The 12,477-nt window shown below is 69.7% G+C and carries 9 protein-coding genes; 3 read left to right on the top strand and 6 right to left on the bottom strand.

The window, feature by feature from the left end:
• Window positions 1–16: 16 nt before the first annotated feature.
• Complete coding sequence (locus ACSEEN_RS11860) at window positions 17–2,179, bottom strand: acyl-CoA dehydrogenase family protein (protein WP_440713268.1); 2,163 nt, start codon at window positions 2,177–2,179, stop codon at window positions 17–19.
• 102 nt (window positions 2,180–2,281) lie between these two features.
• Here ACSEEN_RS11860 and kstR point away from each other — a divergent pair, with 102 nt between their 5' ends.
• Window positions 2,282–2,938 (top strand): cholesterol catabolism transcriptional regulator KstR, encoded by a 657-nt coding sequence (gene kstR / locus ACSEEN_RS11855; protein ID WP_247866274.1) that lies wholly within the window; start codon window positions 2,282–2,284, stop codon window positions 2,936–2,938.
• 46 nt (window positions 2,939–2,984) lie between these two features.
• Window positions 2,985–4,376 carry an acyltransferase gene (locus ACSEEN_RS11850; RefSeq protein ID WP_298445476.1) on the top strand — a complete coding sequence of 464 codons (1,392 nt, stop codon included), beginning with the start codon at window positions 2,985–2,987 and terminating at the stop codon, window positions 4,374–4,376.
• A gap of 106 nt (window positions 4,377–4,482) precedes the next feature.
• On the opposite strand, the gene ACSEEN_RS11845 is transcribed toward ACSEEN_RS11850, so the two are convergent.
• The 5 genes from ACSEEN_RS11845 to ACSEEN_RS11825 form a co-directional block, all read right to left on the bottom strand.
• Window positions 4,483–5,454 carry a hypothetical protein gene (locus ACSEEN_RS11845; protein WP_440713267.1) on the bottom strand — a complete coding sequence of 324 codons (972 nt, stop codon included), beginning with the start codon at window positions 5,452–5,454 and terminating at the stop codon, window positions 4,483–4,485.
• A 162-nt stretch (window positions 5,455–5,616) separates the two neighbouring features.
• The gene (locus ACSEEN_RS11840; protein ID WP_298445481.1) at window positions 5,617–6,522 is read right to left on the bottom strand and encodes an SGNH/GDSL hydrolase family protein; all 906 of its coding nucleotides are present in this window, start codon (window positions 6,520–6,522) and stop codon (window positions 5,617–5,619) included.
• Between the two features lie 39 nt (window positions 6,523–6,561).
• The gene (locus tag ACSEEN_RS11835; RefSeq protein ID WP_247866270.1) at window positions 6,562–7,050 is read right to left on the bottom strand and encodes a hypothetical protein; all 489 of its coding nucleotides are present in this window, start codon (window positions 7,048–7,050) and stop codon (window positions 6,562–6,564) included.
• A 26-nt stretch (window positions 7,051–7,076) separates the two neighbouring features.
• The gene (locus tag ACSEEN_RS11830) at window positions 7,077–8,162 is read right to left on the bottom strand and encodes an alpha/beta hydrolase (protein WP_440713266.1); all 1,086 of its coding nucleotides are present in this window, start codon (window positions 8,160–8,162) and stop codon (window positions 7,077–7,079) included.
• Between the two features lie 161 nt (window positions 8,163–8,323).
• Entirely contained in the window at window positions 8,324–10,864 is a 2,541-nt protein-coding gene (locus tag ACSEEN_RS11825; protein ID WP_247866268.1) for an ATP-dependent Clp protease ATP-binding subunit, read from the bottom strand.
• Between the two features lie 166 nt (window positions 10,865–11,030).
• Between ACSEEN_RS11825 and ACSEEN_RS11820 the strand changes: the two genes are divergently transcribed.
• Complete coding sequence (locus tag ACSEEN_RS11820) at window positions 11,031–12,317, top strand: outer membrane protein assembly factor BamB family protein (protein WP_440713265.1); 1,287 nt, start codon at window positions 11,031–11,033, stop codon at window positions 12,315–12,317.
• The last annotated feature ends 160 nt before the right edge of the window (window positions 12,318–12,477 follow it).

Genomic DNA, 12,477 nt, shown 5'->3' with positions numbered 1-12,477 from the left:
ACTTCAAGGCGGCCCCTCATCGTGGCAACCCGAGGATCCGCTCGGCCGCGGCGTTCTTGAGGATCTGCGTGGTGCCGCCCGCGATCGACAGACAGCGGTTGAGGAGCAGCAACTCGGTGGCCCGGGTGGCGGCGAGGGCGTCGACCCCGAGCAGGTCGGTGGCGAATTCCGGCACCGACTGGCGATGGACCACACCGATCAGCTTCCGGACGCTGGAGATCGCCCCCGGATCGGTACCGGAGAGTCGTTGCACCACGGCGCGGGCGTCGAGCGCCCGCCCGATATGCGCATCGGCGACGATCCGCCCCAACTCGCCCAGCACGTCCGGCGGCAGCTCGCACCCGTCGATCTGCCGCAGCAACGCGTCGACCTCCTTGCCGAGACCGGCCCCGCCCATCGCGACGCGCTCGTTGGCGAGCGTCGTGCGCGCCAGCCGCCAGCCCTCGCCGGGCGCGCCGACCACCAGCGTGTCGGGCACGAACACCCCGTCCAGGAAGACCTCGTTGAACATCGCCCGGCCGGTCAATTCGCGCAGCGGCCGGATCTCGATGCCCGGACTGCTCATATCGACCAGGAAATAGCTGATGCCCTTGTGCTTCGGGACGTCGTGATCGGTACGCGCCAGGCACACCGCCCACTGGGAGAAATGCGCTTCCGAGGTCCACACCTTCTGGCCGGACAGCAGCCAGCCGCCGTCGACCCGCTCGGCGCGGGTGCGCAGCGACGCCAGGTCCGAACCGGCCTCGGGCTCGGAGAACAGCTGACACCACCGGATCTCACCGGCCAGCGTCGGTCCGACGAAGCGCTCACGCTGCTCGTCGGTGCCGTGTTCCAGGATCGTCGGCAGCGCCCAGCCCGCGATCACCAGATCGGGCCGGGTCACCCCGACGCGATCCAGTTCGGCGTCGATCAGCAGTTGCAGCGCGGGATCGGCACCCAGCCCGTACGGCGGCCGCCAGTGCGGCACCAGGAACCCGGTGCGCGCGAGTTCCACGCGCCGGCGATCCTCGGGCGCGGCGGCGATCGCCTCGGCCGTCGCCGCGATCTCCGGCCGTCGCGCCTCCGCCGCCGCCAGATCGAGCGTGAACTCCCGGCGGAGGCCGTCCCGGGCGAGAGCGGCCAGCTCGGCGCGCTGCACCGACCCCTGTCCGAGCAGCATCCGCGCGGCCAGGGCCGAGCGCAGCGACAGGTGAGCGTCGTGCTCGAAGGTGAAACCGATGCCGCCGAGGATCTGGATCGCGTCTTTCGCGGTCGCCGGGGCCAGGTCGGCGGTCAGGACCGCGGCGGCCAGCCGGCTGAACCGGACCTGCTGGCGCCGGGCCGCGTCGGCGCCCGGGCGCACCAGGTCGTCGAGTGCGGCCGCGAGATCCCACGCCGCGGCACCGAGCTGCTCGCTGCGGCACAGCATGTCGGCCGCGAGGTGCTTCACCGCCTGGAACGAGCCGATCGGCGCACCGAACTGAGTGCGGACCTTGGCGTAGTCGACCGCCGTATCCAGCACATGTCGCGCGACGCCCGCCTGATAGGCGACGACCCCGAGAGTCAGCACCGCGAAGAACAGTTCACCGTCCGCCAGTTCGGTCAGCCGCGCGTCGTCGACGCCGTCGATCCAGATGCGCCGTGGTACGGCGGTGCCGTCGAGCGGCCCCGGCATCTCGGTGACCGCCACGGACGTCGCCGGCGCGTCGATCAGCCACCAGCGCGGCCGGTCGTCGCCGAAGTCCAGCGGCGCGGCGATCAGCGCGTCGCCGGTCCAGCCCGGCACCGGCCCGAGGTCAACGCCGCCACCCGTCACCCGCAGCGGCAGGCCCGCCGCGACCGCCGTCGCCGGGACCACGACCGGCCGGGTCCCGGCGATCAGTTCCGCGGCGATCGGGGAGCCCTGCCGGGCGGCGACGAAGGCCGCGGCGACGGTCGGCGCCAGGGGTCCCGGCACCAGCGCGGCCCCACACGCCTCGAGCATCACCGCGACGTCACCGAGGCCGCCGCCCGCTCCCCCGCACTCGTCGGGGACCGCCGCCCCGAACACGCCGAGGTCGCCGATCTCGGTCCACCACGCGCGCCACGATGCCTCGCCGGTGTCGAGATCGGACCGCACCGCCGCGGCGGTGCCGCGCGATTGCGCCCACGCCGCCAACGCCTGGGTCACGGCCGTCTGCTCGGCCGAGGTGGCGATCATCACGGCTCTCCTTCGCGTTTACGCTTGTTCCCGGCAATTAGAACCTGTTCTAATCAGGTTAGGGTTACAACGAATACCCGAGGAAAGCAAAGGACGCTACCCATGGCCGCTTCCGGACCCAGCAACGCCGACACCACCGCCCCGGCTCCGCCGGCCGGAACGCCGACGTCGGGTGCCGAGGTCGGCTCCGCCGCCCAGCGCGAACGACGCCGCCGCATCCTGGACGCGACACTCGCGCTGGCCTCCAAGGGCGGCTACGACGCCGTGCAGATGCGCACCGTCGCCGACAAGGCCGAGGTGGCCGTCGGCACCCTGTACCGCTACTTCCCGTCCAAAGTGCACCTGCTGGTCACCGCACTGGCGCGCGAACTGGAACGCGTCGAGGGCCGGGTGGACCGCACCCAGCTGCCCGGCGACACCCCGATCGAGCGACTCGGCAACGTCCTCGACATGATCACCTACGCCATGCAGCGCGACCCGCTGCTCACCGAGGCCATGACCCGCGCCTTCATGTTCGCCGACGCGTCGGCCGCCGGCGAGGTGGACCGGGTGGCGACCACCATCGACCGGCTGCTGGCCGGCGCGATGCTCGACCCCGCCGATCCCACCGTGGAGCCGACCGAGAACGAACTCGCGATCGCCCGGGTGATCTCGGACGTGTGGATGTCGAACCTCGTGCAGTGGCTCACCCGCCGCGCCTCGGCGACCGATGTGACCAATCGCATGGCACAGACGGTGCGTCTGCTGCTCGATCACTGACGCACGAATACGGGTTCTGGGGCCTCCCCCGGTAACGTGTTGCCACATGGATTCGTCTGCTGACACGCGGCCCGAGGCACCGGCCGCGACCCCGCAGGACAAGCCGCGCAAGAAGGACAAACACCTCTATCAGATCGACTTCGTCCGGCTGGTCACCTTCGCCGGCGTCGTTCTCGATCACGTCATTCTCGCGATCGCGCCCTACACCGAGCTCATCGCCCAGGGCGTCGGCCTGCTGCTGCGCTACACGCGCTACTGCTTCTTCGCCCTCACCGGCTTCGTCCTGACCTACCAGTACCGGCACCGTGAGCTACACGCGCCGACGTTCTGGCGGCGGCGGTTCAAGCTGATCGGGCTCCCCTTCGTCACGTGGTCGCTCTTCTACTGGGTGTACAACCGCTGGCGCCGCGGCGGCTGGGGCGACGTGTGGGCCGCGTTCGACGGCCCGCACGCGGCGCTCACCGCGGGCAAGTCGATCGCCTACGACCTGATCACCGGGCACGCCGCCTACCACCTGTACTTCCTGTCGGTGAGCATGCAGATCTACGTGGTCTTCCCGGCCGTGCTCTGGGTGCTCCGCCGCACCAACGGCTACCACCGCTATCTGCTCGCCGTCTCGGGCACCTTCCACCTCTGGCTGCTGTACCACATGGTCCGGCCGGCGCTGGACATCTTCACCCACGGTCCCCTGGGCCTGCTGTGGCGCTACCTCGGCATCACCCTGCTGCCGTACCAGTTCTTCGTCCTGGCCGGCTGTCTCGCGGCCTTCCACTTCGAGGCGTTCAGCGCCTTCATGAAGCGCTGGCGCTGGCCGCTCTCGGTGATCGCGCTGATCACCATCGCCGCGACCCTGGCCTACTACGCCGATCAGGTGATGGGCCTCGGCGGGAAGCTGACCGCCGAGGACGTCTTCCGCGCCACCAACGTGTTCATGGTGCACAACGCCTTCGCCTTCATCGGCATCATCGTGCTCCTGTGGACCGGCGGCGTGATCTGGCAGACGCGCCGTCGTCCCGGTTCCACCGCCGACAGCCTGATGGCCAAGGCCGCCGACCGTTCGTTCGCGATCTACCTGGCCCACGTGGTGGCGATCTTCGCGGTCACCCCGCAGTTCCTGAGCGCCAAGGTGGGGATCGGCTGGATGATCGTGCCGATGTACCTGGTGGTCTGTGCCCTGACGCTCTTCCTCGTCGAGGTGCTGCGCCTGAGCCCGATCAGCCTCATCACCACCGGCCGCAACCGGCTCGACTGGCGCAAGCAGAATCCGGGCAAGCAGCTGGTCGTGGCCTGCGCGTCGATCATCATCGGCGTCGTGATTCAGCAGACCCTCGGTTACGGCATCGGCACCTACCTCGCCGGGACCGGCATCCTGCTGCTGATCGGCGCTTCCGCGGTGCTCTACAAGCAGCGCACCTCGGGCATGGTCGACGCCGCCTGACCCGACCACGCCGGCGTCTCTCCACCCTCACGCCGGAACTGGACGCCGCGGGCGATACCTGACCAGCACGGTCCAGGTCCGCCAGCCGGATGGAGGAACGCCCGCGTCATCCGGCCGCGACCGGGAGGGGCGACGCACCGCGGAGGCCGAGCGCGTCGAGCCAGCCGATCAGCAGCGGCACCACTTCGCCCCGTTCGAGCATGCCCCAGTTCCAGCGCACCACCGCGAGGCCCAGGCGCCGCAGCGCCAGTTCCCGGCGCTTTTCGGCGGCCATCGTCGTCTCGGCCGACTCGCCGGGCCGCAGCAGCTCGTCGTACTTGACCATGCCGTCGCATTCACCGATCAGCCGGCCCGCCCAGTCGAAGTCGACCCGGTAGGTCTTGCCGGACACCCGGTACTCGCGTTGAAGTCGCGCGCCCGGCAACAGCGCGGCGATCATCTGCGCACGACTCCACGACTCCCCCACGGACTCCGAGTCCTTGTCGGCGAAGCGGAGTGCTGCCCGCGCCGCGGGACCGCCCGGACGCCGCCCCTTCAGATGCTCGGCGATCTCCTTCTTCGCCGCACCTCGCCGGAGCGCCGAATCGAAGACGGTCAGGGCCTGGGCGAACGTGGAAGCGCGCGCGATGTCCGCGGCCGTCTTCGCCAGGCCGGTGATCCGCAGACCGTCGACCACCGCGATGTCGGCCTCCGCGACCGGCCCCGGATAGACGTGCCGAGGCCCCCGGATCTGGCCGCCGGCCCCCGCGGTCCCGGTCAGGTGGACGTGGTCGTGGCGCGGTTTCAGCAGCCCGAGACGATGGACCGAGGCGGCGGACTCGTGACTGAGGATCGTCGCACCGGAATGCCGGCTGCCGACCACCGCAGCGGTGCTCCGCAGCCGGAACAGCGTCTCCTCCGACAGCCACGCCTTCTCGCCCGCCGGCCGCGGCAGCGTGAACACCCCGCGGATCAGGCGCACCAGGCGCCCCGCCTTCACCTCGGCGGCGAGAAAGTTGTCGGTGAATCCCAGCGACAGGGCCGCCTCGCGGTGAATCAATCCGTAGCGGTCGGTCGGATACGTCGGTGCGATCGTCATGATTGTTAGACGCGCGAGACCGGTTCCCGGATCCGTCACCGCCCGGCCGGGCGTGTCGCATCGCTGGCGGTTCTCCATCGCCCCGCCGGATCTGGACTCAGCTGGCCATACCTGACCAGCGGCGTCCAGATCCGCCAGCGGGAGGGAAGAACACCAGCGCGTTCAGCGCAGGGCGCGGATCACTTCGTCGGCCATCGCCCGCTTGCCCGCGGCGTTCGGGTGGAACGGCATGGGCTGGCCGTAGCCGCGGACCCACGGGTCCGCGGAGCAGATCGTGTGCTTGGCCCCGTCGGCCTCGGTGCGGACCACCTGGGCGCCGGAGGCCTGCGCGGCCCGGGCGGTCGCGTCGGCCAGCCGGGTGCCGACGTCAGCGGTCTCGGCCACCTGCCACGGCTCCATCGGCAGCCGGTCGCACCAGCCCTCGTTCACCGAGACCACCGGCAGGTAGTCGACCAGCACCACGCGGGCCTCGGGGGCGCGGGTGTGAACCGCGCGCACCACGTCGATCAGCGACCGCTCCACCGACTGGTACCGGTCGGGCATCGGGAAGGCCGACGGCCAGTTGATCGAGTTGCAGTACTTGCCGAGCGGCGGGAGGTACAGGCCGACCGCGAGGTTGGCGCACACCATGTTCGCGATCCGCCCGATGTAGGCGACGTCGTTCCCGCCGACGGTGACCGTCACCAGCGAGGTGTCCGGGGTCACCGCGTCGATCTGTGGGGCCCGATCGTGATGTTTGGGCGACGGCCGAAGAATGTCCTCGGTCACCGCGCCCGAGCAGGTCGCGTCGACCAGCTTCATGTTCAGTGCGCGCGCCACCTGCCGCGGGTAGTTGTCGGAGGTCTGCCCGCAGCGCCCGACCGGGTGCCCTTCACCGGGGCCGGCGGCGAACGAACTGCCGAGCGCCACGTATTTGGCCTTGACGTGCTTGGCCTTCGGCACCACCGGACCGGCCTCGGCGGACCCGGAATTGGATTCGGCCAGCATCACCCCGGCGATCACCACCGCGACCACTGCCAGAGCAGCGATCAGGGCGGCCGCCAGGCGGCCCGAGGGGATTGCACGCATGGGATCTAGTTTTCCACACTCAACCTGAGAATCACCGTTTCAGACGCTGGCGTGCTCCGCCGCTGTGGGCAGGTCCACACGCCGCGACGCGACGACCGCGGTCAGCGTCGCGATGACGCCCAGCAGCGCGAAGCCGAAGATGCACCAGAGCCCCCAGGCCGCCATCTCGAAGGCGTGCGGATACGGGAAGTCCGGCGCCGGATCGAAGGCGATCCTCGGGTTGGACAGGAAGAAGCAGACGCCGGCCAGCGCGATCACCGCCGCGGCCGCGCTGATCCCGGCGAACGGCTGCTCCATCACACCGAAGAACAGGGCCAGACCGCTCACGACCAGCACTCCGCCGAGCACGATCGTCCACACCGAGAGATCGACACCGCTGTCGCGCAGGCCCCAGCCGCTCTCGACCACCTGCGCCAGGCCCGGGGAGGTCGACGGCGGCAGGAACCGCAGCCACGGCAAGAAGGTGAAGACCACCATTCCCGCACCCGCGAGCACGGTCACGGCGGCAGCGAATCGGCGTTCAGACATGGTGTACAGGATAGGACAAACGCGCGTCAGCGCCGATTCAGGTCCCGCTCGATGGACGGCCACGTGGTGTACAGATCCTGCTCCCAGTACTGCCACGAGTGCGTGCCCGTCGGCCGGAGGATCACCGTGTCGTCGACCTTGGCGCGCGCCAGCGCGTCCGCCATCTGGACCGTGCAGCTGTGCACGCTCGCCTCGATGGCGCCGCCGGTCACGATCTGATCGGCCAGCACCGCCGCGTCGCCGTTGATGAGCCGCGCACCGAGGGTGTCGAACTCGCCGGGCAGACCGGTTCCGCTGGTCAGATACACCTTGGTGCCGCGGAGCTTCGCCGCGTTCAGGTACGGGTCGTTGGCCTTCCAGCCGGGGCCGTCGAGCGGACCCCACATGTTGGTGACATCGCCGCGCCCGCGATCCTCGACGACCGTCCGGATGTACGCCTGCCCCAGCCCGTCGCTGGTGCGGCCGCAGCCGCTGTACGACGCCGCCGCGCGGTACAGCTTCGGCGCGGCGATCGCGAGGTTCAGCACCGAGGTGCCCGCCATCGAGATGCCGGCGATCGCGTTGGTCCCGGTGCTGCCCAGCTGCTTGTCGAGCAGCGGCGGCAACTCCTTGGTCAGGAAGGTCTGCCACTTGTTACGGCCGAGCACCGGATCGTCCTTGACCCAGTCGGTGTAGTAGCTGAACGCGCCGCCGATCGGGGTCACCACGTTGACGTGCTTGTCGGCGAAGAACTTGACGTAGTCGGTCTTGACCTGCCAGGTCGCGTCGTCCTCGCCGCCGCCGGCACCGTTCAGCAGATACAGGATCGGCGCCGGCTTCGACGCGTCTGCGACATCCGGCCCGCTCGCTCCGCTCCCGGCGCCGCGCGGCCGCAGGACGGTCAGCGGGATGTTCCGGTCCATCGCCGCCGAGTAGACGACGATCGCCTCCTGCTGCGGGCCGGCCGGGCTCACCGCGACGATGTGCGACGACGCCGCGGAATCCTGCGGCGGGACGCTCGGAGCCGGGGCGGCCGGGGACGGCGCGGGCTGCGGATCCGCCGACGCGACACCCGGGGCCGCGAGCATCGCCGCCGCCGCTATCGCCAACGCCGTTCGGGTTGCCGCGCGCATAGAAGACTCCTGTCACACTAGTAACAACAATCACAAGCGTAACAGGAGCGAGGCCCCGACAGACATGCTGCCGGGGCCTCGCACTGGGGCTTCGACGGGCTCAGCCGTCGTCAGGACGGCTCAGCCGTCGTGGGACGATCTCAGCCGTCGTCGGGACGGGATCAGCCGGCTTCGCCCTCCACGGCCTTGGCCAGCTCGACCGGGTTGTCCGGCACCTCGCGCGGACGCTCGGTTCCGGTGAAGGTGAACTTGGCGTCTTCGCCGTCGTCCTCGCCGTCCCAGCCTTCGACGTCGACCAGGATGATCTGACCGGCGCCGATCTCGTTGAACAGGATCTTCTCGGACAGCTGGTCCTCGATCTCCCGCTGGATGGTGCGACGCAGCGGGCGCGCACCGAGCACCGGATCGAAACCGCGCTTGGCGAGGAGGTTCTTGGCCTTCTCGGTCAGCTCCAGCTCCATGTCCTTGGTCCGCAGCTGCTGCTCCACGCGGCCGATCATCAGGTCGACCATCGCGATGATCTCGTCCTGCGTCAGCTGGTGGAAGACGATGACGTCGTCGATGCGGTTCAGGAACTCCGGGCGGAAGTGCTTCTTCAGCTCGTCGTTGACCTTCAGCTTCATCCGCTCGTAGTTGGAGCCGCTGCCGTCGTCCTTGCTGAAGCCCATGCCCACGGCCTTGGAGATGTCCCTGGTGCCGAGGTTCGAGGTGAAGATCAGCACGGTGTTCTTGAAGTCGACCGTGCGACCCTGGCCGTCGGTGAGACGGCCGTCCTCGAGCACCTGCAACAGGGTGTTGTAGATCTCCGGGTGGGCCTTCTCGATCTCGTCGAACAGGACCACCGAGAACGGCTTGCGGCGCACCTTCTCGGTGAGCTGACCGCCCTCGTCGTAGCCGACGTACCCGGGAGGGGCACCGAACAGCCGCGACGCGGTGAAGCGGTCGTGGAACTCGCCCATGTCGATCTGGATGAGCGCGTCGTCCTCGCCGAACAGGAAGTTCGCCAGGGCCTTGGACAGCTCGGTCTTACCCACACCGGACGGGCCGGCGAAGATGAACGAGCCGGACGGGCGCTTGGGGTCCTTCAGACCGGCGCGGGTACGACGGATCGCCCGCGAGACCGCCTTGACGGCGTCCTCCTGGCCGATGATCCGCTTGTGCAGCTCGTCCTCCATGCGGAGCAGACGGGTGGTCTCCTCCTCGGTGAGCTTGAACACCGGGATGCCGGTCCAGTTACCCAGCACCTCGGCGATCTCCTCGTCGTCCACCTCGGCGACGACGTCGAGGTCACCGGCGCGCCACTGCTTCTCGCGCTCGGAGCGCTCGGAGATGAGCTGCTTCTCCTTGTCACGGAGGCTGGCGGCCTTCTCGAAGTCCTGCGCGTCGATCGCGGACTCCTTCTCCTTGCGGGCGTCGGCGATCCGGTCGTCGAACTCGCGCAGGTCCGGCGGCGCGGTCATCCGGCGGATGCGCATGCGCGCGCCCGCCTCGTCGATGAGGTCGATCGCCTTGTCCGGCAGGAAGCGGTCGTTGATGTAGCGGTCGGCCAGGGTGGCCGCGGCGACCAGGGCCGCGTCGCTGATCGACACCTTGTGGTGCTGCTCGTAACGATCGCGCAGGCCCTTGAGGATCTCGATGGTGTGCTCCACCGAGGGCTCGCCCACCTGGACCGGCTGGAAACGACGCTCCAGTGCGGCGTCCTTCTCGATGTACTTGCGGTACTCGTCGAGCGTGGTGGCGCCGATGGTCTGCAGCTCACCGCGGGCCAGCTTCGGCTTCAGGATCGACGCGGCGTCGATCGCACCCTCGGCGGCACCGGCCCCGACCAGCTGGTGCAGCTCGTCGATGAACAGGATGATGTCGCCGCGGGTGTTGATCTCCTTGAGCACCTTCTTCAGGCGCTCCTCGAAGTCACCGCGGTAGCGGCTGCCGGCCACCAGCGAACCGAGGTCCAGGGTGTACAGCTGCTTGTCCTTGAGCGTCTCCGGGACGTTGCCGGAGACGATCGCCTGCGCCAGGCCCTCGACGACGGCGGTCTTGCCGACGCCGGGCTCGCCGATCAGCACGGGGTTGTTCTTGGTGCGGCGGCTCAGCACCTGCATGACCCGCTCGATCTCTTTCTCGCGCCCGATGACCGGGTCGAGTTTGCCCTCACCGGCGGCCGCGGTCAGGTTGCGGCCGAACTGGTCGAGGACGAGCGAGGTCGACGGGGTGCCCGAATCGGACGACCGCCCGCCGGTGCCCGCGGCCTCCGGCTCCTTGCCCTGGTAGCCGGACAGCAGCTGGATCACCTGCTGGCGCACGCTGTTGAGGTCGGCGCCCAGCTTCACCAGGACCTGGGCGGCGACGCCCTCGCCCTCGCGGATCAGGCCGAGCAGGATGTGCTCGGTGCCGATGTAGTTGTGGCCGAGCTGCAGCGCCTCGCGGAGGCTCAGCTCGAGCACCTTCTTGGCGCGCGGGGTGAAGGGGATGTGCCCGGACGGCGCTTGCTGTCCCTGGCCGATGATCTCCTCGACCTGGCTGCGGACGGCCTCCAGCGAGATGCCGAGCGATTCCAGCGCCTTGGCGGCGACACCCTCACCCTCGTGGATCAGACCCAGGAGGATGTGCTCGGTGCCGATGTAGTTGTGGTTGAGCATCCGCGCTTCTTCCTGCGCCAGGACGACAACCCGGCGTGCGCGGTCGGTGAACCGTTCGAACATTGTTCTCCCTATGTATTGCTGGCTCCGGTGTTGCATGCCCCGGATGAGAAAGCACGGCAGCGAGCCCTTGCTTCCACTGTAGTGTCTGCTGGACTCAACGCCTCGTGTCGGAGCGATGTTCCCGGGCGGGTACGCCACAAGCGAACGCCGTGACAGACTGTTCGCCATGTCACGCGCGGAACTCAACCGAGGCCGGTTCGGCGGGATGGCGACGCTCGGCGTCGTCGGCGCGTTCCTGCTGGTGGCCGCCGCCGGGGTGGTCATGTCCGGTTCTCCGGCCCCCGGATACTCCGGTGGCGACGGCGTGCTCCGCGGTTACCCGCACGCCCCGGCCGCGGCGTGGACCATCGACGACTCCGGGATGCCCGGGTACGGCGGCACCGGCCAGGTCGCCGTCGCCGGAACCGCCGGGGACGACTGGCTGATCTCCTATCCGTCCGATCTCGGCCGGTCGTTCCTGCTGGTCGACGCCACCACCGGGAAGCCGCGCTGGCCCGGCCCGGTGAACGCCGGTCTCGGCGACTGCGCCGTCAACGACGCGCAGCAGGTCGGCTGCGCCGTCCGCCTCGGCGGGGTTCCCGACGGCTTCTATCTGGTCGACGACGACGGCCACCCGCGCCGGACCGGCCCCCTCGACGGGACCGCGACGGTCACCGCCGTCGGCGACGACTTCCTCCGCGTCGACCAGCTCGGCTACCGCGCGAGCCTGCGCACCGCCAACGGCACCCTCCGCTGGCGCCGCGACTTCAGCGGCACGCCCAAGCCGCGGATGGCCGACGGCCTGCTGGTGGTGGACACCACCGACGGCCGATCGGCCGTGCTCGACGCCACGACCGGCGCCGTCGAACTCGACTGCGCCGACTGCTCGTTCGACGTCTACCCGCGGGGCGTGCTCGCCGAGGTCACCGCTCCCGGCCGCGAATCGGTCTCGGTGTATCCGCGCGACGAGAACGGGCCGGCCCGCAAGCCGGTGCGCACGGCGCAAGGCATGCGGGTGGTGCCCGGACCGTCGACGCTGCCGGTGCTCGCCGGGGCCGGGTCGAGCCAGGTGCTCGCCTCGTCGGGCTACTACGAGGTGATCGACCCGCACACCGGCACGGGCTGGCATATCGCCGACCCGGAGTTGTCCAAGACCACCCAGCCGTGCGGACCGCTGGTCGCCATGCGCAAGAAGGATCACTCGCGGGTCTTCTACACGCTCGCCGACGGCGACGCCCTGGGCGTCGTGCCGCCGCCGGACTACCTGGATCCGTCCCGCAACCTCGACTACCTGTCGTGCGTGGGCGCCGACCGCGCCACCGCGGTGTTCGCCGCCCCGGACGCCCTCACCGCGTACGACGCCGCCACCGGCCGGGTCGCCTGGCAGCGCGACATCAACGGCCAGGCGAGCGTGGTGGACGGCTACCTGGTGCTGGTCGAGGGCACCGAGATCACCAAGCTCGCCCCGAACTGACCGCATTCGCGAGTCATCCCTGGTCAGGGGGATCGTTTCGACGCTTCTATGTTCGTTGTCAAGCGGCAGCGGGGAGCTGGTGGTCGTGGGTGCCGCTGATTGCGTGTGTGGGGCCGTGTTCGAGGAGTTTGAAGATCTCGCGGGCGATGTAGCGTTTGAG

The organism is Gordonia marina, assembly GCF_052036135.1.
Lineage (GTDB): Bacteria > Actinomycetota > Actinomycetes > Mycobacteriales > Mycobacteriaceae > Gordonia.
This window is presented reverse-complemented; position numbering and strand designations above follow the sequence as displayed.

What these genes read in the sequence shown, in the direction of transcription:
- ACSEEN_RS11860 (WP_440713268.1), bottom strand. Translation starts at nt 2,179, where the DNA reads ATGATCGCCACCTCGGCCGAGCAGACGGCCGTGACCCAGGCGTTGGCG.
- kstR (WP_247866274.1), top strand. Translation starts at nt 2,282, where the DNA reads ATGGCCGCTTCCGGACCCAGCAACGCCGACACCACCGCCCCGGCTCCG.
- ACSEEN_RS11850 (WP_298445476.1), top strand. Translation starts at nt 2,985, where the DNA reads ATGGATTCGTCTGCTGACACGCGGCCCGAGGCACCGGCCGCGACCCCG.
- ACSEEN_RS11845 (WP_440713267.1), bottom strand. Translation starts at nt 5,454, where the DNA reads ATGACGATCGCACCGACGTATCCGACCGACCGCTACGGATTGATTCAC.
- ACSEEN_RS11840 (WP_298445481.1), bottom strand. Translation starts at nt 6,522, where the DNA reads ATGCGTGCAATCCCCTCGGGCCGCCTGGCGGCCGCCCTGATCGCTGCT.
- ACSEEN_RS11835 (WP_247866270.1), bottom strand. Translation starts at nt 7,050, where the DNA reads ATGTCTGAACGCCGATTCGCTGCCGCCGTGACCGTGCTCGCGGGTGCG.
- ACSEEN_RS11830 (WP_440713266.1), bottom strand. Translation starts at nt 8,162, where the DNA reads ATGCGCGCGGCAACCCGAACGGCGTTGGCGATAGCGGCGGCGGCGATG.
- ACSEEN_RS11825 (WP_247866268.1), bottom strand. Translation starts at nt 10,864, where the DNA reads ATGTTCGAACGGTTCACCGACCGCGCACGCCGGGTTGTCGTCCTGGCG.
- ACSEEN_RS11820 (WP_440713265.1), top strand. Translation starts at nt 11,031, where the DNA reads ATGTCACGCGCGGAACTCAACCGAGGCCGGTTCGGCGGGATGGCGACG.